Origin of the sequence: Alistipes muris, from assembly GCF_943193205.1 — a bacterium.
GTDB lineage: Bacteria > Bacteroidota > Bacteroidia > Bacteroidales > Rikenellaceae > Alistipes > Alistipes muris.
Window position 1 is genome coordinate 51,936 of the sequence record NZ_CALPDD010000004.1, and the last position, 22,708, is coordinate 74,643.

General features: G+C 59.5%; 17 protein-coding genes. 11 read left to right on the forward strand and 6 right to left on the reverse strand.

Going from position 1 to position 22,708, the window contains the following annotated elements:
* Positions 1-28: 28 nt before the first annotated feature.
* Positions 29-1,579 (reverse strand): Rne/Rng family ribonuclease, encoded by a 1,551-nt coding sequence (locus NFR47_RS03435; RefSeq protein WP_251214184.1) that lies wholly within the window; start codon positions 1,577-1,579, stop codon positions 29-31.
* Between the two features lie 345 nt (positions 1,580-1,924).
* A complete protein-coding gene (locus tag NFR47_RS03440) occupies positions 1,925-2,197 on the reverse strand; it encodes an HU family DNA-binding protein (RefSeq protein WP_251214185.1) in 273 nt (90 codons plus the stop codon).
* Positions 2,198-2,707: 510 nt separating this feature from the next.
* Between NFR47_RS03440 and porX the strand changes: the two genes are divergently transcribed.
* The 3 genes from porX to NFR47_RS03455 all read left to right on the forward strand — a co-directional run bounded on the left by porX (position 2,708) and on the right by NFR47_RS03455 (position 5,169).
* Positions 2,708-4,258, forward strand: a complete 1,551-nt coding sequence (gene porX, locus NFR47_RS03445; protein ID WP_251214186.1) for a T9SS response regulator signal transducer PorX — start codon at positions 2,708-2,710, stop codon at positions 4,256-4,258.
* Complete coding sequence (gene tsaE / locus NFR47_RS03450; RefSeq protein WP_251214187.1) at positions 4,255-4,671, forward strand: tRNA (adenosine(37)-N6)-threonylcarbamoyltransferase complex ATPase subunit type 1 TsaE; 417 nt, start codon at positions 4,255-4,257, stop codon at positions 4,669-4,671. The genes porX and tsaE overlap by 4 nt, the downstream gene beginning before the upstream one ends.
* An 87-nt stretch (positions 4,672-4,758) precedes the next feature.
* Positions 4,759-5,169, forward strand: coding sequence for an SRPBCC domain-containing protein (locus tag NFR47_RS03455; protein ID WP_251214188.1), 411 nt, complete (start codon positions 4,759-4,761; stop codon positions 5,167-5,169).
* A gap of 118 nt (positions 5,170-5,287) precedes the next feature.
* Here NFR47_RS03455 and NFR47_RS08515 read toward each other — a convergent pair whose 3' ends face one another.
* Complete coding sequence (locus NFR47_RS08515) at positions 5,288-5,899, reverse strand: NUDIX hydrolase (RefSeq protein ID WP_275556996.1); 612 nt, start codon at positions 5,897-5,899, stop codon at positions 5,288-5,290.
* Positions 5,900-6,147: 248 nt separating this feature from the next.
* Here NFR47_RS08515 and dpp5 point away from each other — a divergent pair, with 248 nt between their 5' ends.
* The 8 genes from dpp5 to NFR47_RS03500 all read left to right on the forward strand — a co-directional run bounded on the left by dpp5 (position 6,148) and on the right by NFR47_RS03500 (position 18,448).
* Positions 6,148-8,319 carry a dipeptidyl-peptidase Dpp5 gene (dpp5, locus tag NFR47_RS03465; RefSeq protein ID WP_251214189.1) on the forward strand — a complete coding sequence of 724 codons (2,172 nt, stop codon included), beginning with the start codon at positions 6,148-6,150 and terminating at the stop codon, positions 8,317-8,319.
* Between the two features lie 152 nt (positions 8,320-8,471).
* Positions 8,472-10,199 (forward strand): fimbrillin family protein, encoded by a 1,728-nt coding sequence (locus tag NFR47_RS03470; protein WP_251214190.1) that lies wholly within the window; start codon positions 8,472-8,474, stop codon positions 10,197-10,199.
* 1 nt (position 10,200) lies between these two features.
* Positions 10,201-11,052 (forward strand): DUF4493 domain-containing protein, encoded by an 852-nt coding sequence (locus NFR47_RS03475; RefSeq protein WP_251214191.1) that lies wholly within the window; start codon positions 10,201-10,203, stop codon positions 11,050-11,052.
* A 22-nt stretch (positions 11,053-11,074) separates the two neighbouring features.
* Complete coding sequence (locus NFR47_RS03480; RefSeq protein ID WP_251214192.1) at positions 11,075-12,802, forward strand: DUF4493 domain-containing protein; 1,728 nt, start codon at positions 11,075-11,077, stop codon at positions 12,800-12,802.
* A gap of 6 nt (positions 12,803-12,808) precedes the next feature.
* The gene (locus NFR47_RS03485) at positions 12,809-14,977 is read left to right on the forward strand and encodes a PCMD domain-containing protein (RefSeq protein ID WP_251214193.1); all 2,169 of its coding nucleotides are present in this window, start codon (positions 12,809-12,811) and stop codon (positions 14,975-14,977) included.
* 18 nt (positions 14,978-14,995) lie between these two features.
* The gene (locus NFR47_RS03490) at positions 14,996-15,793 is read left to right on the forward strand and encodes a hypothetical protein (protein WP_251214194.1); all 798 of its coding nucleotides are present in this window, start codon (positions 14,996-14,998) and stop codon (positions 15,791-15,793) included.
* A gap of 12 nt (positions 15,794-15,805) precedes the next feature.
* A complete protein-coding gene (locus NFR47_RS03495) occupies positions 15,806-16,726 on the forward strand; it encodes a hypothetical protein (RefSeq protein WP_251214195.1) in 921 nt (306 codons plus the stop codon).
* 81 nt (positions 16,727-16,807) lie between these two features.
* On the forward strand, positions 16,808-18,448 hold the full coding sequence (locus NFR47_RS03500) for a PCMD domain-containing protein (protein WP_251214196.1): 1,641 nt from the start codon (positions 16,808-16,810) through the stop codon (positions 18,446-18,448).
* Positions 18,449-18,939: 491 nt separating this feature from the next.
* On the opposite strand, the gene NFR47_RS03505 is transcribed toward NFR47_RS03500, so the two are convergent.
* From NFR47_RS03505 to NFR47_RS03515, 3 genes are all read right to left on the reverse strand, one after another.
* Entirely contained in the window at positions 18,940-19,623 is a 684-nt protein-coding gene (locus NFR47_RS03505; RefSeq protein ID WP_251214197.1) for a transglycosylase SLT domain-containing protein, read from the reverse strand.
* 44 nt (positions 19,624-19,667) lie between these two features.
* Positions 19,668-21,782 carry a putative porin gene (locus NFR47_RS03510; protein WP_338022841.1) on the reverse strand — a complete coding sequence of 705 codons (2,115 nt, stop codon included), beginning with the start codon at positions 21,780-21,782 and terminating at the stop codon, positions 19,668-19,670.
* A gap of 131 nt (positions 21,783-21,913) precedes the next feature.
* Positions 21,914-22,621, reverse strand: coding sequence for a CDP-alcohol phosphatidyltransferase family protein (locus tag NFR47_RS03515; protein WP_251214199.1), 708 nt, complete (start codon positions 22,619-22,621; stop codon positions 21,914-21,916).
* Positions 22,622-22,708 lie beyond the last annotated feature (87 nt).

Sequence of the window (22,708 nt, forward strand, 5' to 3'; positions counted from 1 at the left end):
TTTTAATTTTTCATTTTTAATTATGGATTTATTTCTTAATCAAATCGTTGCCCTGCCTGTCGTGGTAATGGACCTCGACGATGCCGACGGACTGGTCCTCGACGATGTCGATACGGACCTTGTACTTCCACTCCCACTGCCGCCTGAGCGACCAGAAACCCTTCTTGAGGAACAAGGCGACGTAAGGACTGACGACCAAACGGATGAACTTATGCCCGCGGTCCTCGGTGAGGAACGAAATCTGATTCTCGATTTTCTTGTCCAAGATGACCGTAGGCTCGATTTTGCCGGACCCGCTGCAAGTGGGGCAAACGTCGGAGACGCTCTCGACGGCGACGGGCCGCACCCTCTGACGCGTAATCTGCATCAGACCGAACTTGGTGAGGGGCAGGACGGTATGCTTGGCCTTATCATTAGCCATGAACTTGACCATCTCCTCGAAGAGCAACTGCCTGTTCTGCGCCTTATGCAAGTCGATGAAGTCGATGATGACGATACCCCCGAGGTCGCGCAGACGCAACTGCCGTGCGATCTCCTTGGCGGCGGCGAGGTTGACATCCATGGCGGTCTGCTCCTGGTTGTCCTCGGCCTTGGTACGGTTGCCGGAATTGACGTCGATGACGTTCATGGCCTCGGTCCGCTCGATGATGAGGTAAGCCCCGCGCTTGAGCGAAACGTACTTGGCGAAGAGCGACTTGATCTGCTTGGAAATATCGAAATTGTCGAAGATGGGCACGCTGCCGCGGTAGAACTTGACGATCTTCTCCTTCTCGGGCTCGATTTGCCGGATGTAATTGCGAATCTCGTTGAACATGGCCTGGTCGTCGACGGCGATCTGCGAAAACGAACCATTCAACGAATCGCGGATGATGGTATTGGCCCGGTTCATCTCGCTCATGATCTGAGCGGGCGCGGAATGCTTGCGGATGGCCGAAACGGTCTTGCGCCACCGCTCGACCTGGTTGCGGATGTCCTGCTCGATGTCCTCGTCGCGGGCCTCCATGGCGGCGGTGCGGATGATGACGCCGAAATTCTTGGGCAAGACCCCGGCGGCGATGCGCTTCAAACGCTTCTTCGCCTCGGCGGACCGGATCTTCTGCGAAAGGAAGACCTTGGACGAAAACGGCACGAGAACGACGTTGCGCCCGGCGAGCGAAATATCGGCCGTGAGCCGGGGCCCCTTGGTGGAAATGGCCTCCTTGGCAATCTGCACCATGATCTGCTGCCCGACCTGCAAATAATCGCCGATTTTACCGCCCTTCTCGATGGGCTCCTCCAACTTCATGGACTCGATGCGCAAGCCCCGCTTACCGGGAACGTACGACGAAATGAGCTTCTGCAAAGACGAAAAATGGCTCCCGAGGTCGAGGTAATGGATGAAGGCGTCCTTCTCGTGACCTATGTTGACGAATGCCGCGTTGAGCCCCGGCATGATTTTACGGACCTTGCCGAGGTAGATGTCGCCGACGGCGAACCCGGTCTGGCACTGCTCTTTGGAAAGCTCGACCAAGACCTTGTCCTCGCACAAGGCGATGGAAATCTCGGCCGGGCTGACGTTTACGATTAACTCTCTGTTCATTTATCTTATACGCGCCGCGAAGACGCGGAAGGTTGAAATTAGTAAGGGACCGCCTGTTGGAATGGAGGGGCGGCGAACTCCAAAATCTGAACGCGAACGGGCGCGAAACACCCTGCGAAAGGGCTCCGCCGGAGACGGCGGAACGTGAATCAAAAAAACAGGTAAAGCTAAAAGGACCCGGGGCCCCTTTAGCTTTAACCGTTCATAGACGTCGCTACCCTACTTCTTCTTGTGACGATTCTTGCGAAGACGCTTCTTGCGCTTGTGGGTAGCCATCTTGTGACGCTTATGCTTCTTTCCGTTTGGCATAGTTTGAAATATTTAGAGGTTCTTGATTCGACGAAGCTATTTAACCTTGGCAGCGAAACTCTTGGCCGGCTTGAAAGCGGGAATGTTGTGCGCGGGAATGGTGATGGTGGTGTTCTTGGAGATATTACGGGCCACCTTCTTGGCGCGCTTCTTCACGATGAAACTGCCGAAGCCGCGAAGATAGACGTTGTTCTTATGGGTCAACGACGTCTTGATGCTCTCCATGAAAGCCTCGACGATAGCCTGCACCTGCACCTTTTCGGCACCGGTATTCCTGGCGATTTCGCTCACGATGTCTGCTTTTGTCATAATGGTTTATGATGTTAAAAATTAAGTTCTTCAAAGGGAATCCGGACCGCAAATATACGCTTTATTTGCATAACCGCCAACAAACCGCCGAAAAAAAACGGACTTTTTGGAAGCAGCGTCCTACCTGCCACTGACACAAGCCGATAAACAAATATCGGGCAAAACTGCGGAAAACGAAGACAAAAAATGAAAAAAACGAAAAATTCATGGCCGAGGAATAGTGGCCAAGGAATAATCCGGACGGTTTCAGATTCTTAACTGCGCTACGCTTGTTTTCCTCCTCCTTGCATGACATAGCCTGCAAGCAGTCTCTGCGCATGCTGCGAGCGTCGGTTCGCTGACGCTCAGAAAGACATAGAGGAGCTCAGGATGACAGAATGACAAACCGGAGATTAGCGGCAGACATTCTTAATTCTTAATTCTTAATTCTGAATTCTGAATTGCCCAATAATTCCCCGCTTTTTGCGTTTAGGAGTAAAAAACACTAATTTTGCAAAACGAAACGACGCTATGGTAAAGATACTCTGGGTCGACGATGAAGTCGAACTGCTCAAGCCCCATGTGCTGTTCCTGCGAGGGAAAGGCTACGAAGTGGAGACCTGCAACAACGGCTACGACGCCATCGACATGGCGGCGGAAGGCGCCTACGACCTGATCATCCTGGACGAAATGATGCCGGGAATGACGGGGCTGGAGACGCTTCCGAAAATCAAGGAGGTGCGCCCGACGACCCCGGTCATCATGGTGACCAAGAGCGAAGAAGAGAACATCATGGACAAGGCCGTGGGCTCGAAGATAGCCGACTACCTGATAAAACCCGTGAACCCCAACCAGGTACTGCTCTCGATCAAGAAACACGTCCACTCGCAGCAGCTCGTCACCGAACAGACCACGGCCGACTACCGCTCGGAATTCGGCCGCATCACCCAATCGCTTCAGATGGCCGACACCTTTGCGGACTGGTGCTCGCTCTACCGACGGCTCACGTCGTGGGAAATCGAACTGGAAGATTCGACCGACCGCAGCATCAAAGAAGTGCTGACCTACCAAAAGGGCGAAGCCAACCAGGCGTTCTCGAAATTCGTGCGCCGCAACTACTACGACTGGATCAACAAACGCACGGACGACAGCCCGGTGATGTCGCACACGCTGATGCGCTCGAAGATTTTCCCGGTGGCCGACGAAAACGCGAAGACGACCCTGCTGCTCATCGACAACTTCCGCTACGACCAATGGCGGGCCATCTCGTCGCTGCTGAGGGGCTACTACGACGTGGCGACGGAAGACTTCTACTGCGCGATTCTGCCGACGGCGACGCAATATGCCCGCAACGCCATTTTTGCAGGTCTGATGCCGCTGGCCATCGACCGTCTGATGCCGGACAAATGGCTCAACGACAACGAGGAGGGCGGCAAGAACCAATACGAAGAAGAATTCCTGCGCCGGCTGATGGCCCAGAACGGCAAGCAATGGAAATTCTCGTTCGACAAACTGGTGCGGCCCGAACAAGGACGGCGCCTGGTGGACAACATCCAAAAAGTCTACGACGCCGACTTCTCGGTAATCGTCTACAACTTCCTGGACATCCTTTCGCATGCGCGGACCGAGACGGACATCATCCGCGAACTGACCGAAGACGAAGCGGCGTTCCGCTCGCTGACCCGCTCGTGGTTCGAGCACTCGGACCTCTACACCATCCTGCGGCTGCTCTCGGAGAAAGGCCACACGGTCATCATCACCTCGGACCACGGAACCATCCGTGTGGACAACCCGGTGAAGGTGACGGGCGACCGCGAAACCTCGGCGAACCTGCGCTACAAGACGGGCCGCAACCTTTCGTACAACTCGCGCGAAGTCTACGAAGTACACCGCCCGGAAGACATCCAGCTGCCCTCGGGCAACCTGACGTCGAGCTACATATTCGCCTACAACACCGACTTCCTGATTTACAACAACGACGCCAACCGCCACATCCGCTACTACCGCAACACGTTCCAACACGGCGGAATCTCGATGGAAGAGATGCTGGTACCTTATTTAATACTTAAACCCAAACGATGAAGACCATTCGTATCGCCTCGCAGGAAGAACTGCCCGAAGTGGCCGAAGCGATCGTCGGACTGCTGGGCCCCCGCACGGTGGTGGCGCTGCGCGGCGAAATGGGCGCGGGCAAGACGACCCTCATCCGCGAAATAGCGGCGCAGCTGGGCGCCGCGGACACGGTGACGAGCCCGACGTTCGCCATAGTGAACCAATACGAAGGCCGGGACGGCCGCCGCATCTGCCATTTCGACTTCTACCGCATCGAAGATGTCCGCGAAGCCTACGACTTCGGCTACGAAGAATACTTCTACTCGGGCGACATCTGCTTGGTGGAATGGCCCGAAAAAATCGAACCCCTGCTGCCCGACGACACCGTCGAAGTACGCATAACGGTCGACAGCCCCACGGCCCGGACCTTTGAAATCGAATGACGTTTCAAATTAAAAATCGAGAATGAAAAATTAAAAATCGCCGTTCTGCGACAAACACGGGACTGCGGCTGCGAACTACTCCGAATTATGCAAGAATACATCTCCAAACAACAACAGATTCTGCGCCCTGCGGAACAAATCTATGCGGCCATCAGCCGCTTCGACAACCTGACGCCGGCGCTGGCGGACCGGGTGGAAGAGTGGCAGGCCGACGAGGAACGCTGCTCGTTCAAGGCGAAAGGCTTCACCGTAAAACTCCGGATGGAAGAACGCGTGGAAGCCAAGCACGTGAAAATCGTGGGCGACGAAGGGGGCGTACCGGTCGACTTTGCATTCTGGATTCAGCTGCACGAAGTATCGGCCGCAGACACGCGCCTGCGGATTGTCCTGCACGCCGAACTGAACATGATGATGAAGATGATGATAGGCAGCAAACTCCAAGGAGCCGTCGACCAGATAGCCGAGGGAATCGCCAAGGCGATGAACGGGCAGTTCTAAATTAAAAATGAAAAATTAAGAATTAAAAATCCTGTTCGGCGAAAAGAGGCGACGGGATACCATTCGCCAAACCCCGGCTTCCGGGCGGACCGAAGTTTCGATTTTTAATTTTTCATTCTTAATTCTTCATTGCGGCCAGCGCTTCCGCGACGCGGCGGATAGTAGGGAAGGCATCTTGCAGACGGGCGGCGAACGCGGCGGGCGAACACCAGGCGACCTGCTCGATTCCCTCCTCGGTCTGCGGAACCAAAGATGCGGCGGCGGAAGTGCGGAGCAGAAACCAATGGGTCCGCTTGAGCTCCCACCGCTCCGTCTTAGGGAACCAATAGGCGTGCCACGTTGCGCAGAGCGGCGCCACGACCTCGGCCCGGACGCCCGTCTCCTCCAGAATCTCGCGCGCGGCGCAAACTTCGGCCGATTCGCCCGGCTCGACATGCCCCTTGGGCAAGTCCCAACGGCCGTTGCGACGAATCATCAACCGCTCGCCCTGCGGATTCTCAACGACGCCGCCCGCAGCTTCGACCCCGACGAAATCTTGGGCGAAACGCGCGAAAGCGGCTTCGGGGTCGGGTGTCAGAACCGCCACGGAATTGTGCGTTCGGAGAAAATTCACTATCTTGTCACGGGTAATTTCGCCGCAATCGGCGGGCCGGAAGCAAAACGCCCCCTCGCGGGGAAGCTCCCGGGCGAAAACCACCGACTTGTCGGCGAAGAAAACGGTAAGGTCCATAACGGACGCAAAGATACGCAACGAAACTGTCATCTGCAACCCGGCATCCGGAGATGGCGAAGAATGATGTATAACTACACAATGGGGCAGGGAAGATTCTTCGCTGCGCTCAGAATGACAGAAAAGGGGCTCGTTCGGAATGGCAAGGGAGGGAGCTCGCCAGGAACGGCAAGGGACTTTATACGAAATAACGGGAATCAAAGATGACGGGAACGGCCCGAAACAGATATTGGAAAACCTCAACCGAAATGAAAAAAATCATCCTCCTTATGGCTATGGCAGCTGCGGGACTGAGCGGGTGCGACAGGCGGCCCGCACCGCTGAAAATCGACAACGCCCTGACGGCCGACGAAATCGCCGCCGGACGGCTCACGCCCGAAGTGATGTGGAAGATGCGCCGCGCAGGCTCGTCGTCGCTTTCGCCCGACGGCACGCGGCTGCTCTACACGCTGACGGACTACAACATGGCCGAAAACCGCGGCGTGACGACCGTGTGGACGGAAGAAATCGCCACGGGGAAATGCCGGCAGCTGACCGACGGCACATCGAACAGCGCGGCGCCGCAATGGTCGGCCGACGGGCAGTCGGTATGGTTCCTCTCGGATCGCAGCGGCTCGATGCAGGTATGGCGGATGGCGGCCGACGGGACGCACGCGCGGCAGATTACGGGCGCAGGCGACGGCGAGGGAATCCCCGACGTGGAGGGATTCGGCGTGGCGCCCGACGAAAAACACATCTGGTGGGTGCAGACCGTCCATGTGGCGGCACGCAAATCGTCGGACGTCCACAACGACCTGCCCGAATCGAAAGCCCGCATCTACGACGATCTGATGGTCCGCCACTGGGACTACTGGGATGAGGGCGACTACCGCCACATCTTCGTAGCCGAACTGGGCGACGGCCTGGTGACGGGCGGCAAGGACATCATCGGCGCCGAAGCGGCGTGGGACGCTCCGCTGGCCCCCTATTTCGACATGGCCGAGATAGCGTGGAACCCCCAGGGCACCAAACTGGCCTACACATGCAAACCGCTGACGGGCACCGCATACGCCGTCTCGACGGATTCGGACATATTCGTGTACGACGTGGCGACAGGCGCGACCAAAAACATCTGCAAACCGCGGACGGCCCCCAAAGGCGAATGCGCGGGCGAAGCAGGCGAGGTGCGCGACCTGCCGGACGAAATGCCGGGCTACGACAAATATCCGGTCTGGTCGCCCGACGGAGAGAAGATAGCGTTCCGCTCGATGCGCCGTGCGGGCAACGAATCGGACAAGGAACGCCTGCTGGTCTATGACTGCACGACGGGCGCGACGGAAGACCTGACGGAAGATTTCGACTACAACGCGATGAACGTAGTGTGGGACGGCAACGGCGAACTCTACTTCATAGCTCCCATCGAAGCCACGCACCAACTCTGCCGGACAGCGCTGACCGACGGCGAGGCCGAAGTGCTGACGCGCGGCGACCACGACATCAACGCCTTCACGATGGCAGGCGGCCGCATCGTGGCGGAAGTGTGCACGATTTCGATGGCGACCGAATTCTACGAAATAAACCCGGCCGACGGCGCGATGAAACGCATATCGGAAATCAACCGCCCGGTCTACGACGCGGTGAAGATGGGCGAAGTGCAAAAACGCTGGGTCCGCACCACCGACGGCAAACAAATGCTGACGTGGGTGATTCTGCCGCCCGACTTCGACGCGACGAAGAAATACCCGGTGCTGCTCTACTGCCAGGGCGGCCCGCAGAGCGTGGTGTCGCAGTTCTGGAGCTACCGCTGGAACTTCCAGCTGATGGCGGCCCAAGGCTACGTGGTGGTGGCGCCCAACCGCCGCGGCCTGCCCTCGTTCGGGCAGGAGTGGCTCGACCAGATTTCGGGCGACTACTCGGGCCAAAACATCCGCGACTACCTGTCGGCCATCGACGACGTGGCGCGCGAACCGTGGGCCGATGCGGACCGAATGGGCTGTGTGGGCGCGTCGTACGGCGGCTACTCGGTCTACTACCTGGCGGGCTGCCACGAAAAGAGGTTCAAGGCGTTCATCGCCCACTGCGGCATCTACGACTTCGACTCGATGTACGGCGAGACGGAGGAACTATGGTTCGTGAACAACGACTACGGAGGCCCCTACTGGGACCCGAAAAACGCGACGGCGCAACGCTCCTACGCCAATTCGCCCCACAAATCGGCGGCCAAGTGGGACACGCCGATACTTATCGTCACGGGCGAAAAGGACTACCGCATCCCCTACACCCAATCGCTGGAAGCATTCACGGCGGCGCGCGTACGCGGCATTCCGGCGCGGCTGGTGGAATTCGAGGACGAAGCGCACCAGGTGTTCAAACCGCAGAACTCGCTGGTGTGGAACCGCGAATTCTTCGGCTGGCTGGACAAGTATGTGAAACAAGAATAAGACAGCGGGAAGCGGCGGGGAAACCTGCCGCTTTCTTCTTGGTGTTTGCCCCGAAAACCGGGATTTCATGATGAAAATCACGGATTTCGTTGAAAATATTTCTTTTCGGAGGATTTGTTACGTATTTTTGCCGTGTCTTCAAAGAGGAATATATGAGGATTATCAAACAGTTAGCCATCCTGCCGACGCTCGCGGCCCTCGCGGCGGCGGCCGTTTCGTGCCACGACGGCGCCGACTGGCTGACGCCCGATACCGGACGCCGGATCGAAGTTTCGATCAACGCCCCCTCCACCCGCACGGCGCTGTGCGAAGACGGACTGACGGCCCGCTGGATACGCGGCGACCGGATCGCCCTGTGGGCCTATGCCGGCGGGACGGCCGCGTTCGCCAACGTCCCGTTCACGCTGTGGTACCCGCGCGAAGACCCCGAACAGGGACTTTTCACGGGCGAAATCGACGGCATGAACGCCGGGACCTACGACTACTATGCCTCCTACCCCACACCCGAAGCGGCCGAAGGAACGAAAGTGAGCTACACGATTCCGACCGTGCAGGACGGCACGTGGAACGGCGACTTGGACATCATGCTTGCGGCGACGCAGGGTGCCGAACTCAAAGAGGAGATACTCAACGAAATAACCCTGCGGTTCCACCACAAGGTCCACGCGCTGAAGATAACCATCCCCGAGGGGCGCAACCTGCTGGGACGGCCCATCGAGAAACTCCGCATCGAATTCCCGCAGCCCGTCGCGGGCCGCATGACGTGGGACCTCGCGCACCCCGAAGCGGCCCCCGAGACGGCGGCGACGGCCCGAGCCGTGACGCTCGACTTCGCGACGCCCGTCGACGAGGGCGACACGTTCTGGGTCTTCATCGCCCCGGCCGACCTGACGGGCGGACAAGTGCGCTTCACGGCGACCGACGGCATGGAATACTCTTGGCCGCTGTCGGCGTGGAACTTCCGCGACTGCGCCGCGGGCCGCATGACGCCGGTGAGACTGACCATCGACCAACCGCGGCCGCAACAGGATTTCCGCATCACGGTAGACCCGGCGCATCTGGGCGAACCGGTGACCGAGATCGACTCGCTGACGATGCCCGCGGGCTATGAATTCCCGACCCTCGAACTGAGCGCCACGACCCGGACCATCACGCCGAACGGCGACGGGACCTTCTCAACCCGCATATTCAGCGACCAGGCAAATGCCCTGGGCGCCGGAATGCAGGTGGCCATAGGCGTCGGCTCGGAAAACACCGCAGGCGTCTACGGCCGGAAATGCGAAGTGACGAACGCCACGGCCGAGGGCTGTACGGTCATGGCCCCCTATCTGTTCTTCGAGGATTTCTCGGACGCCACGGGCAACGACGCCCATGCGGACGAAAACGGTGCGAACGCCTACGAAATGGCCGAAGCGGGACTGCCGGGCTGGACCGGCAGCCGCTGGAAAACCGACCAGCAATCACTGGAATTCCGCAGCTATCAGGGCAACAGCAACTTGGTCGGATGGCAGGACAACAAATACGGCCGCGTCGATACGCCGTCGATGCCCCTACGAAGCGGCAAGACCGTAACGCTTTCCGTCTCCTACGACATCGGAGCGACGAGCAATTCGCAATGCACGTTCGGCACGACGACCCAGAGCGGCCCGATAGGGGGCGGATACGGCCATGACAACAGGACGCTGCCGGACAACACCGTCGAAACGTTCAAACCGGACGCTTCGGGCTCGCCGACGAACATGCCTACGCACAAGAACCATACGATTCCGAATTGCCCACCGGAAACCCGTTTGACATGGTGCGGAGAGTACTCTGCATCAGGAATACGGAAAAACGCCTATTTCTACATGGACAACATCCGTGTAACGATCGCCCACTAAGATGAAACGCCTTACAACCATACTGCTTGCGGCCCTGCTGTGGGGGTGCGGGAAAGACGAACCGAACCCGACGGAAGGCTACGGCACGCTGGCCCTGACGGCCGAATGCACGAACGCTGTGGCAGCTGCGACCCGAGCGCAGGCCGAACTGCCTGCGAAACTGATTCCCACGGCGAACGAACTGGGCCTGCTGGTGGAAAGCGCCGACCCGGAATACGAATTCACGCAAGTGTGGCCCTCGCTGGATGACTACGACAGCGAAAACGACTTCCTGTGGGCGACGCACTACAAGATTACGCTTTTCTCCGGAACGGAATACGTAGGAGCCGGGCAGTCGCCCGAGGGAATCGACCAGCCCTACTTCGAGGGCTCGCAGACGACGCTGGTCTCGGTAGGCCGCGGAACGACGAAAATCCGCATAACGGCCCGGCTGGCCAACACGGCTGTGCGCATCCGCTTCACGGAACGCTTCCGGGGCTACTTCGGCAACGGAGCGAAATTCAAGCTGACGACCGAAGCGGGCAACGAATTCGAGGCGGGCTATGCCCCCGGCGCCCCCCCGGCGAAAGCGGAAAAATGGTACTTCGTCCGCCCGGCCGAATTCTCCATAACGGGCGAAGCGACCAAGCAAAAACCCTCGGCGACCCAACCCGCGCAGACTATCCGCTTTGCGGAGACGGTGAACGCCGCGCCGAAAGCCGGCACGCTCTACACCTACACGTTCGACGTGGCGGGAGCGGGCGACACGGGCGACACGGGCGAAGAGACCTTCATACTGAACGACAACCCGATCCGCACCGAAACCGTCGACGAAGAACTCAACGATGACGCCAAACCCGACCCGGCAAACTAAACGACAACGAAGAAACGAAGCCATGAAAAGACGTTTCCCCCAATATCTGACCGTACTGCTCTCCGGACTGCTGCTGGCGGTCTCCTGCATCAAGGAGACCTCGCGCTTCGAGGGCGGCCCGGAGAAACCCGACAACCGCAACGTAGGCTATCTGACGTTCGAGGCGCTGGAAATGAACGTAGTGGACCGCACCGAAGACATCGACCACCACCCCGAATCCTATGCCGCGACCCGGGCGGCGGGCAACACCGACGTTGAAACCTACACGGTCGAAATCCTCGATGCGAACGGCCAGCCGATAACGGTGACCGACAAGAACGGCACGACGGACACGCACTTCCTTTACGGCAACCGCCCGGAACAGATCGAACTGCCCGTGGGTGTCTACACGCTGTCGGTCTACTCGGCCCCGACGCCCGATGCAGGCGAAACCCCGACCTACGGAGCCACGCAGACGGTGACCATCACCAAGGGAGGCACGACCTCGCTGCAAGACATGACCTGCCGCCTGCTGTCGGTCAAGGTGACGGTGGCTTACAAGGATACGCTCATTGCGACGATGAGCACCGACACCCATGCCGAAGTGGTGCTGGGCGAAAAGAACATGCTGCTGTTCGAGGGCAAGGAACCCACGCTGGTGGGCTATCTGAAACCCACGGCCGACCAGAGCAACCCGCTGGTACTCTATCTGACGACGACGTTCAACGAAAAGAAAATCGAACGCCAGCCGCTGATCGTGGCCCGCGACGCCAAGGCCGGACAATACCGCAACATTACGGTAGGACTTCAGAACGCCGAAGACGGCACGATTATCATCAGCGCCGAAATCGAGACGTGGCTGGAGAACGACGAAATCGTGGTCGACTGCGAGAAGATTGCGGTGACGGCCCTCTGCGAAGAACGCATCCCGGACGAAAACAGCCCCGACGCCCCGAAACTCGAATGGCCCGGCCACTCGTTCGACGAGGTCTACACGCTCGACGCGTCGAAATTCGACGAAAACGGCTACTTCAACGAACCGTGCGACTTCACCATCACGACCAAGACGCCGATGGCGTCGCTGCTGGTGGGTGCGACGACCGACAACGCCGCGTTCCAGAACCTGCTCAACGCCGCGGAACTGACCGAAGCGAAAGACATGTTCACCGTGGAGGGCGTGGCCCGCACGGCCCTGCGCTCGTGGGGATTCCCGGCCATCAATCTGAATGTGACGCAACGCACGTTCCCGCTGTCGGATCTGATGAAGGTGCTCTACGACTACGAAGGCAGCCACGTCTTCACGATGACCATTACCGACGAAGCGGGGCTGAAAAGCACGTTCGAGCTGAAAATCGCCGTGAAGCACGGGACGGGCGACCAACCGCGCATCGTATGGCCCGAGCACGACCTCGGAACCCGCTACGAAACGTTCAACGGCATGGAGGTCAACCTGCTTGTAAGCGTTCCCCAGGGTGTGCGCTCGCTGTGGGTGGAAATCCATGGAGCCCTCGAAACCGGGCTCGAAGGCATGATGCCGTCACAGTTCGAGCTGACCGACCCGGGAGAGATCGCCTCGGCGCTCAACGGATTCGGGTTCCCGACGGGCGACGCGGTGAAGAACCAGACCTCTCTGACGTTCTCCATATCGGCCCAGCTTATTGACATGCTGAGCCTGTTCCCGGGCGACACGGATTTCAGACTGGTAGCCACCGACAATGCCGGACAGACGACCGAAGCGACGATCATGCTTCACGTACCGGAGCAAAACTGACGAACGATGGGACGCCAATTCCTACATACGGTCATCCTGCTGGGGGCCCTGCTGCTGGGCGGAGCCTGCACCGAAAACCCGGCGGAACTGCCGGGCAAACCGGGCGAAGGGGCGGTTGCGTTCAGCCTGGCGATGCCCAAAAGCCGTGCGACCACGGCCGACGAAAGCCAATATCCGTGGAACCGCTGTGCCATACGTGTCTATAAATATGTAACCGACGAAACGGGCCAGCGCAGCCGGGAACTGATTCGCCGCTACAACGCGCCGACGGAAATGCCGGCCTCGCTGTGGCTGCTGGCCGGGGAATACGCCATTGCGGTGGAAGCGGGCAGCAAGGCCGAAGCGACGTTCGACGAACCGACCTACCGGGGCGAGCAGGACTTCAAGATAGTCGAGGGGGCGACCACCTCGGTGACGGTCAACTGCCGGCTGGTCAACACCATCGTCAAAGTCATTTATGACCGAACGATTGCGGCGACTTTCAAGGAATCGTTCCGCACGACCGTAGCGGCGGGCGACACCTACGACCAAAAACGCGTGGACAAAGGCGAAGTGCCGCACCTGGTCTACGAAGAGACGAAGAAAGGCTACTTCATCCTGCCGGCAGATGCGCCGGCGTTCTGCTGGCAGTTCGAGGGCAGGGGCGAGAAAAACGGCGAACCGCTGGAACTGACCAAAACGGGCTCGAAAACCGCGACCGCCGAAGAGGGCGTCTGCTACGAACTGCGGCTCAAGTACTCGCCGGACCTCGGCGGCGCACTCGAATTCACGCTGCTGCTGGACGAAACGGTCGACGAAATCTACGACCCGATCATCTTCCGGCCCAATCCGCAGATTGTGGGCGACGGCTTCGACATCGACGAAGTACAACCCTACCTGACGGGGAAAATCGCCTACCGCATCAGCTCCATCGCCGACATGCAAGAAATACAGGTCGGCATCGGCGAAGAGACTTTCGCGATTCCGGCCACGGCCGACTATCCGGAAGACACGAACGGGATAACCCTCGAAGTCGAGAACCCGACCGCCCTGCGACTGCTGCTGGGCGAACGGTTCATGAACCGTCTGAGCGGCGGCGACCACGTTCTGACCCTCACGGCCACCGATAAGGACGGCGGCGGGGGGACGAAAGAAACGACCGTCCGCACGCAGGGCGCCCTGCCGACCTCGGCCAACCCGTGGTTCAACGACCGGATATGGCGCGGCTGTGTCCTGCAGGAAGCATCGGAGGTGAAGATGGAATACCGCCGGCAAGGCGACACCGACTGGCAAAGCATTGCGCTGACGCCGGACGGAAACCAAATCTATGCGGCGGCGAGCCCTGCGGAATTCGGCTCCGCATACGAATACCGGCTCTCGGTCGACGGCACGACAATCGGAGCCGCCCAGACCGCAACCTATCCCCAGGCGCCGCAAGTCTTCAACGCGGGATTCGAGGTGTGGTCGGGCGACACCCCGCTGCTGCCCTACACCTCCGACGCCGACCAATGGTGGGACACGGGCAACCACGGCTCGGCAAACGCCAATATCAACATAACGACCTACGAAAACACGTCGCGGCCGGGCTCCGCAGGCACGACGTCGGCCAAACTCGCATCGCAGAAGGCTTCGGTCATGGGCATCGGCAAATTTGCGGCAGGCAACATCTTCGTCGGCAAATACTTAGGCACCAACATCCCCAACGGCGTAATCGGATTCGGCAAGCCGTTCCCGTTCACCTATCGGCCCAAAGCGCTCCGGTTCTGGTACAAAGGAACCGTAGGCACGGTGGACAACGCGGGCGGAAGCGTAAGCAACGGAGATGCCGACGTGGCGCAGGTCTACATCTGCCTGTGCAAGATGGACGGCCCGCATGTGGTCGACACCCGCTACTCGGACACGTTCCTCAACTTCGCGGCCAACAGCAAGACCATGGCCTACTGCACGGCGCTGAACGGCAAGAACAGCAAGAACGACCGCACCGACGGCCATATCATCGCATGGGGAGAGTGGACCAACCGGGAATCCGTAGCCGAATGGACAGCGATGACGGTCGACCTGCACTACAACGAAGAATACGAAGGCGAAGTGCCGACCTATCTGATGCTGACCGCCTCGGCCAGCAAGTACGGCGACTATTTCGCCGGCTCGACGGGGAGCGTCATGTACCTCGACGACGTAGAACTGCTCTACTAAACCCGGGGACCCGAACGAATGACTTTCCTACGCAAAGTACTGACTGCCGCCGCCGTGCTGGGCGCGGCCCTGCGGACCGAAGCGCGGGCCGAAGCGCCCGCCGGAGCCGACACGACGGCCCGGCCGACCATCAACGAAATACGCGCGAAACGCGGTCTGGTCGACGTGAAACACGTGTTCGTCCCGGCCGGACAATGGATCTTCGGCGGCTCGGCCTCCTACTCGACCCACACGAACAGCAACTACACGTTCCTCATCGTCGAGGGAATCGACAGCGACGGCTACACGTTCAAAATCACGCCGATGATCGGCTATGCCCTGCGCGACAACATGGCTGTGGGCCTGCGGCTGATTTACTCGCGCACGCTGCTGCGCATCGACGGGGGCGAACTGAACTTCGGCGACGAAGAATCGGGCACCCACATCCGGGCCGACTACTACTACTCGCTCAAGCACACCTATTCGGCCGCCGTCTTCTGGCGCCAGTACATCCCGCTGGGACGCAACAAACGCTTCGCGCTGTTCAACGAAATGACGCTGCGATTAGGAGGCCACCAGACCAAATTCGCCGCCGACACCCCCATCCGGGGCACCTACGAGACGGGCACATCCATCGCCTTGGGCGTCTCGCCGGGGCTGATCGCCTTTGCGACCAACACGATGGCCATCGAACTCAACATCGGTGTGATGGGTATCAGCTACACCCACTCCCACCAGGTGCAGAACCAGGTCAGCACGGCCGACATCCGCACGAGCAACATGAACTTCCGCATCAACCCCCTCTCCATCGGACTGGGCGTTTCGTTCCACCTCTGACCCGCGCGCACGATGAAAAACCGAACGCTACATATCCTATGGCTCGCAGGGCTGCTGCTGGCAACTCCGGCTCTCACCGCCGCCGAGAAACCGGCCGTGCAGGAGAAGACCGCTAAGGCCGAGACACCGAAAGCCGGAACCCCTGCGGCCGAAGAAACCGCCGCCGCGGAGAACTCCCGGCCGGGCGGCATGCGGCTGAAACACCGCTTCCTGCCGACGAGCCGCCGCATCGACCGCGAAATCAACAAGAACCGCTTCGTCTTCAAGGGCGAAACACTCTGCGGACTGACCATCTCCTACGGCACGCTCTCGACCGAAGACGCCGACATGTTCCCCATCTTCGAGAACATCGGTCTGCGCGGCAACATCACGACGGTCAACCCCTTTGCGGGCTACTTCTACCGCGACAACAACTGCGTGGGCGTGCGCTTCGGCTACACCCGCATCTCGGGCAAGCTGGATTCGTTCGGCATCAATCTGGGCGAACAGAACGGGCTCTCGTTCGACGTGCCGTGGCTCAATCTGACGAGCAACCGCTACTCGATAGGGCTGTTCCACCGCTCCTACGTACCGCTCGACGAAAAAGGACGCTTCGGAGCCTTCGGCGAATTCGAGCTGGCGTTCACCATGGGCGACAACCTCTTCGCCTACCAATCGGGCGACCACGGCAAACAAACCAAATCGGAAAATGCCACCCTCAAGGTGGGCTTCAGCCCGGGCATAGCGGTCTACGCGTTCCCGAACGTCTGCGCGACCCTCTCGTTCGGACTGGGCGGCTTCAAATACACGCATATCCGCCAACTCGACGAACAAGGCAACGAAGTAGGCACGCGCCGCTACTCGAAGATGGACTTCCGGCTTAACATCGCCGACATCAAAATCGGCATGACGGTCCACCTGTGGAACAAGAAAAAAGGCAACCGGAGGACGTAGACCAACAATTCAAAATTAAGAATCGAAATAAGTTCGCCCGCATTTACGTTAAGACTCCAATAGTCGAACTTGCAAAAAACTATGAAACGACTTGGTTTCTGCATATTGGCGCTGGTGCTGGCAGGGTGTATCGAAAACGACATACCCTATCCGCTGGTAGAGTGCACCATCGAGGAAATCGCGGCCGAAGGGCTGTCGGGCGCCCCGGCCATCGACCTGGCGGCGCGGCGCGTCGTGCTGCCGCTGGAAGAGACGACCGACATCCAGGCTGTGGAAATCACATCGTGCAAAATAACCGAAAACGCCACGGTCACGAAAGAAATCGTCGGAGTGCACGACATGCGGACCCCGATCTATACGACACTTGCGATATATCAGGAATATCCGTGGACCATCGAAGCGCAGCAGACCATCGAGCGCTCGTTCACCGTGGCCGGACAGGTCGGCAGCACGGAATGGGACCCGGCCAACCTGCGGGCCAAAGCCTACGTAGGATTCGAGGACCTGTCGCACGTCGAAGTCACCTCGCTGAAACTGGGGCCGCGCGGCATCACCCACATGTCGTGCGTATTCACGGACGACCTCAACGACACGAACCTCCACCTGCTGACCGATTTCGCCGAAGGCTTCCGCGAAGTCTATGCGACCTGCCACGGCCGTGAGGAACGCTGGATGCTTGTGGTGGAATACACCGAAATCAAGGTATCGTTCACGAAAGCAGCCCCGTGGACCCACTCGGCCTGGCTCTATGCCGACGGTCTGAGCGGCACGAAACTGGGCTTCCGCTATCGGCCCGAGGGGGCGGCAGAGTGGATCGAAGTGCCGCAGGAACAGATCGTCTTCGATGGCGGCTCGTTCTCGACCCAAATCAAGGGACTGCTGCCCGAAACCGCCTACGAAGCGGTGGCATACTCGAACGACGATCTTTCGGAAGTGCAAAAGTTCACCACCGAACCGGCACTGGCGCTGCCCAACGCCGGATTTGAAGAATGGAGCACGCCGAAGAAAGCGCTGTGCCCCTATCTGTCGGAGGACCAGGCATTCTGGGACACCGGAAACCACGGCTCGGCGACCATGGGCGTCAACGTGACGACCAATGCCAACGAACCCCGGCCCGGTTCGGCCGGCACGACCTCGGCCTATCTGCACTCCCAATTCGTGGGCATGGGCACCTTGGGCAAATTTGCGGCCGGCAACATCTTCACGGGCAAATACTTCAAGACCGACGGCACCGACGGCATTCTCAACTTCGGCCGTCCGTTCGCCACCCACCCCATTGCTCTGCGCGGCTGGGTGAAGTACCGGCAAGGCCAAATCGACAAGATAGGCAGCAGCCCTGCGGGCATGACGCTGACCACCGACGACATGGACGAAGGGTCGATCTACATAGCGCTCGGCACATGGACCCCGGCGGAATACGGCGGCACCGCAGAATCGCCCGTACAGATACGCACCAAACCGAGCGACCAGCTGCTTTTCGACAAGAACGCCAAAGCCGTCGTCGGCTACGGCGAACGGATTCTGACCGAGAGCATCGGCGAATGGACGCAGTTCACCATCCCGATAGACTGGCGCGACAAGACGACCCCGCCGACGCATATGATAATCGTGGGCTCGGCCTCGCGCTGGGGCGACTACTTCACGGGGTCGACCCAAAGCGGCATGTGGCTCGACGACCTCGAACTGATCTACGACGAAGCCGACCTCGGCGAAAACCGATAACCCCGAAAGCAGCCGGCCCGGAGTGGCAGAGGTCACGGCTTCTGCCAGCGAGGTCCGCAGATTCAGCAATCCGCTGGCGGCACAACGCGTTTCCGGTCCGGCCGGGAACGAACAACCGCCAGTTATTCAATCCAGTTTGGCGGGAAACTCTTTTTTTCTGTCATCCATTCCAGCGATTGCTACTCAACACCTGCTACGGGCTACCGCCTCTACTCGACGGGAGCCTTGAACGTCGTCGGCACGGAAGGCGGTTCCTGGTGTTCATCGTCCTACGTTGCGGGCAATCACAACGCAGGCGACTTCTGGTTCCACACGGGCAACGTGAATCCGCTCAACAACGGCAACCGGAGCAACGGCCTCCCCGTGCGCTGCGTCCAGCATCTGCGTGCTGCTTTCCCCCTAACGGGCGCAAACCCTCCCCGAACCGCAAAACGAACCCCGCAGGCCGTTCAAGGCCTGCGGGGTTCGCTATGACTTGGGGATGACCGCGGCTAACGCCCGGCCCTCTTGCAATATTCGTGGTAATACTCCAACACGTCGTCGACATAAGCCTGCGTCATACCGCAGCCTGTGAAACGCCCGCAGCGGACGAGCTCGGACTCGTAATATTCGGGCAGGGCCTTCAAACTCAGATAATCGAGGACCGTGTCCCACGAATCGGGGTTGCGGCCGTCGCGGCGGGCCAGACGCCGCGCATCGCGGACATGACCGAGCCCGCTGTTATAACACGCCAACATGATACTCATGCGGTCCCTGGCCGGAGTATTCTCCGCCATCTGGAGCGCGTCGACGATACTCGACAAGAGCTGGTTGGCGAGCCGGACGTTGATTTGAGGGTCGGCGATCAACTCGACGGGCACGCCGAACTGCCGGGCCACGGAAGGCATGACCTGCATGAGCCCGCGCGCGCCGCGCGGCGAGACGAGGTGCGAACGGAAACGCGACTCGTGGTAGGCCATGGCCGAAATGAGCCGCCAGTCGTGGCCCTCCTCCTCGCTGATATGACGAATCAGCTCGTCGTAAGGCGAAATGACGTAATCGCCCTCCATGAGCAGCGAATAATCGGGCCCGATGGTATCGGAAGCCAAAGCCGGAACGGTCCAGCGGGTATGGAACCCGCAGAACGAAGTCAGCACCATCAGACACGAAAAAATCAGAACGCTCTTTCTGAACATACAAAAACGGTTTGCGGGCAGCTTATGCTGTGCAGAACAATACGCTAATCATAGAAACCCCACGAGATGCCTATCTTGAACATGCCGGGATTGAGCGGATAATCGGCGACGGAGAAATACTCGCCGTTGCCGAACAAACCCCTGTTGACATGCTGATACTTCAAGAAAATGCGCATCCTTTTCCACTTGGCCATCGCGAAAGCGTCGATGTAAGGGTAATTTCCCACCTCGACCTCGCGCTGGTTGTAGAAGGCAGACAAGGCCGGATTGTAACTCGGGGCCCGATACCTGGTGTGGTAACGGCCGTCCAGCCCGATCTGCAGCCGCAGCACGTCGCGCACCACCCAGAACTCGTAATAATACGACAGGTAGGCGCCCAACAGCGGCACGGGTACAACTTCCTGATTGGTACTCCACTGCAACAATACCCTGTTGTCTAAGTGAAATCCGCCGAAACGGAAATCCTTGCGGGCGTACACGCTCGTGAGGCTGACGGTACCGTCGTGCTGGGCGATACGGCTGTCGGCGCCGTAGTAGACCTTGCTGCCGACAACGCCCTGCTGCAATCCCGCCTCGAAGGCGAAATCGGGGACGGCGAACCGGACCTCGAAACGAGTTTCATTCTCCTTGTCCAAAGGAGCGGACCACCGGTAGTGGTTCGAGAAGAGATTCTCCTGCCAGTAAGAGGGCGTGCGGCGGTTCATCGAAAACCGCCCTTCGAGAATCAGGGGGTGTCGGCGGATGAATCCCGTGAGCGCCAGGTGAGCGCCTATTTCGAGATCGCCGCCTCTGTATCCCGACGGGTAGAACCTGAGGTTGGCATCCCAGTCGACATACTTCTTTATTTTGCCTCCGACCGACCCGTAGGCGAAGTAGCTGGTCTTCTTCACCCTGCGGTATTTTCCGGTCAGGTAGTCGTCCATCGCGAACTGCGAATAGGCGTGCAGGTCCAGACCCACGCCCGCATCTATCGTGCCGACCACCCCGTTGCGGTCCCACGGCTGGGCCTGCACGAAAACGCGGTTGGAAATGACCCGCTCGTAGAGCGAATCGCGCGACTGCGCCGGGTTGATGAACCAATCGTCGTAGTAACTGCCCGTGGCCGAGACGAAATTACCCTCCTCGTCGCGGTGGTCGCGGTCGTTGACGTAGTCGGCCCGGCGGTCGGTGTAGACCTTGCTCCACGAACTGTACTGGAACGAATGGCCGATGTAGACCGCCGAGAGCCCCGCCATCGAAAAATCGCTTTCGGTCATCCGCTGCAACGGGATGCCGTAAGACTGCGTGAGGAAAAAGGCGTTGTTGCGGTAGATGTTCCTCGCCTCGGCGTCGGCCAACTTCATGGGCACGCCCGAAGGATGCTGGAACGTAGTATCGGCGATGGCCCAGATACCGACCACACCGCCGTTTTCCTGCTGCTCGATGTGGTTGTTGTAGTAGGCCGCGTGGACCGAATAACGCTTGCCCGTGTGGCTGAAAGCGACGGAGAGGTTGTGGTTCTTGGTCCGCGACCAAGCGTACAACCCCCGCGTACCGCGCGCCTTGTAATCGACGTTGAAACCCGTGGACGGCGAAACGTTCTGCGCGAGCATGATGTTGAAATTCTCCTCGCGGTAACGCTTCTGGCCCGACTCGATGTAACCCATGCGGATGAGCGGCCGCTTGGTATTGTAGAACGGCACGCTGCGCATGTCGTAGATATAGGCGTAGTAGGGAGAGGCAAAACTGAAGTCAAAGAACTGCGGCCGCCGGAAGTAGTCGAGCGGCATCGAGGTCTGCCCGAGGGCGCCCTGCGCCATGTCGCCCACCCCCTCGCGGTAGAACGGATAGTCGATCCGGAAATCCATGAGGGTGGTGTCCAGCGGTCCGATTTCCACGCGGTTGTAATCGGGGTCGATGTGCCACTTGAAGTTGTTGAGCGCCCGGACCGAATCGCTGAAAAAATAGGATTCGAGCGGCTTGCGGATACGCTTTTTCTTCTTGGTGGTGTCCTGCGGCTGTTCGGCGCCCTCCTCGTCCTGGGTCTCGTAGGGGTTGTTGCCGTAGAGGTTGGTCTGCTCGCCGCGCTGCTGCGCCCGCAGGATAGCCCGGGCGTCCAGCTGAGCCAGCGCGCTCGCGGGAACCGCCGTCAGCAACCCCGCCAGCAGAGTACGAACCAATTTTCTCGACAACCTCGACATACACCGGAGGCGGAAATCCGCCGCAAAGATAACGATTTAATTTTCAGCCTGCTTTTTCCGTTTCACACCATTCGTGTTCCGCACGGTCCTATTTCGTGGGCCACAAGGGTTCAGCTTTCCGAATGCGTGCGGCAGGCGGCCCACCGGACCAGCGACACGAACACGTAAAGCGCCACGACGACCGGAATGGCCCGCAACTGCAACACGGCGAGCAACACGGCGCTCACCGCCAAAAACGAATAACGTATTTCATTCCCTTTCCACCCGTAATGGGCGAACTTGAGGGCGAACATCCGCACGGGCGAGACCATCAACGCCCCGACGGACCAAGCAGCGAGTACCACCGCCTCGCGCGAAACCGCCAGCCCGTAACGCTCGGCCAACAGCCCCAGCGAAGCGCAGAAAAGCGCCGCGGCAGGCGACGGAAGCCCGCAGAACTCGGTATGCTGCGAATCGTCGATGTTGAACTTGGCGAGCCGCAAAGCCGCGCACGCCGCAAACACGAAGACCAAAAATCCGGCCCACTCGGGCAACAGACCGCCGGCCGACCGCCCGTAAAGCACATAGAGAACCGCCGCGGGCAGGAACCCGAACGAAATGTCGTCGGCCAACGAATCGAGCTCGCCGCCTATCGGCCCCTCCTGCCGCAGAAGACGCGCCGCGAACCCGTCGAAGAAATCGAAGACGGCCGCGGCGGCCATGAACCCGAAAGCCGCCGTCAGATTGCCCCGCGAGAGAGCCGCCACGGCGCCCAACGCCCCGCAGAGGAGGTTGGAGAGGGTCAGCAGATTGGGTATGGTAAAGAGTTTTATCCGCATGGGAAAGGTGAAATTTAATTCCACGTAGGCGGCAAAGTTACGAAAATATTTTTATCTTTGTAGTTACAATCCGACATAACAGCAAGC

Excerpts from the sequence above, each read along its gene's own strand:
- NFR47_RS03500 (WP_251214196.1), top strand. The coding sequence starts at position 16,808 with ATGAAACGACTTGGTTTCTGCATATTGGCGCTGGTGCTGGCAGGGTGT.
- NFR47_RS03490 (WP_251214194.1), top strand. The coding sequence starts at position 14,996 with ATGACTTTCCTACGCAAAGTACTGACTGCCGCCGCCGTGCTGGGCGCG.
- NFR47_RS03470 (WP_251214190.1), top strand. The coding sequence starts at position 8,472 with ATGAGGATTATCAAACAGTTAGCCATCCTGCCGACGCTCGCGGCCCTC.
- NFR47_RS03455 (WP_251214188.1), top strand. The coding sequence starts at position 4,759 with ATGCAAGAATACATCTCCAAACAACAACAGATTCTGCGCCCTGCGGAA.
- NFR47_RS08515 (WP_275556996.1), bottom strand. The coding sequence starts at position 5,899 with ATGGACCTTACCGTTTTCTTCGCCGACAAGTCGGTGGTTTTCGCCCGG.
- NFR47_RS03485 (WP_251214193.1), top strand. The coding sequence starts at position 12,809 with ATGGGACGCCAATTCCTACATACGGTCATCCTGCTGGGGGCCCTGCTG.
- NFR47_RS03440 (WP_251214185.1), bottom strand. The coding sequence starts at position 2,197 with ATGACAAAAGCAGACATCGTGAGCGAAATCGCCAGGAATACCGGTGCC.
- NFR47_RS03495 (WP_251214195.1), top strand. The coding sequence starts at position 15,806 with ATGAAAAACCGAACGCTACATATCCTATGGCTCGCAGGGCTGCTGCTG.
- NFR47_RS03515 (WP_251214199.1), bottom strand. The coding sequence starts at position 22,621 with ATGCGGATAAAACTCTTTACCATACCCAATCTGCTGACCCTCTCCAAC.
- NFR47_RS03435 (WP_251214184.1), bottom strand. The coding sequence starts at position 1,579 with ATGAACAGAGAGTTAATCGTAAACGTCAGCCCGGCCGAGATTTCCATC.
- NFR47_RS03505 (WP_251214197.1), bottom strand. The coding sequence starts at position 19,623 with ATGTTCAGAAAGAGCGTTCTGATTTTTTCGTGTCTGATGGTGCTGACT.
- tsaE (WP_251214187.1), top strand. The coding sequence starts at position 4,255 with ATGAAGACCATTCGTATCGCCTCGCAGGAAGAACTGCCCGAAGTGGCC.
- NFR47_RS03475 (WP_251214191.1), top strand. The coding sequence starts at position 10,201 with ATGAAACGCCTTACAACCATACTGCTTGCGGCCCTGCTGTGGGGGTGC.
- porX (WP_251214186.1), top strand. The coding sequence starts at position 2,708 with ATGGTAAAGATACTCTGGGTCGACGATGAAGTCGAACTGCTCAAGCCC.
- dpp5 (WP_251214189.1), top strand. The coding sequence starts at position 6,148 with ATGAAAAAAATCATCCTCCTTATGGCTATGGCAGCTGCGGGACTGAGC.
- NFR47_RS03480 (WP_251214192.1), top strand. The coding sequence starts at position 11,075 with ATGAAAAGACGTTTCCCCCAATATCTGACCGTACTGCTCTCCGGACTG.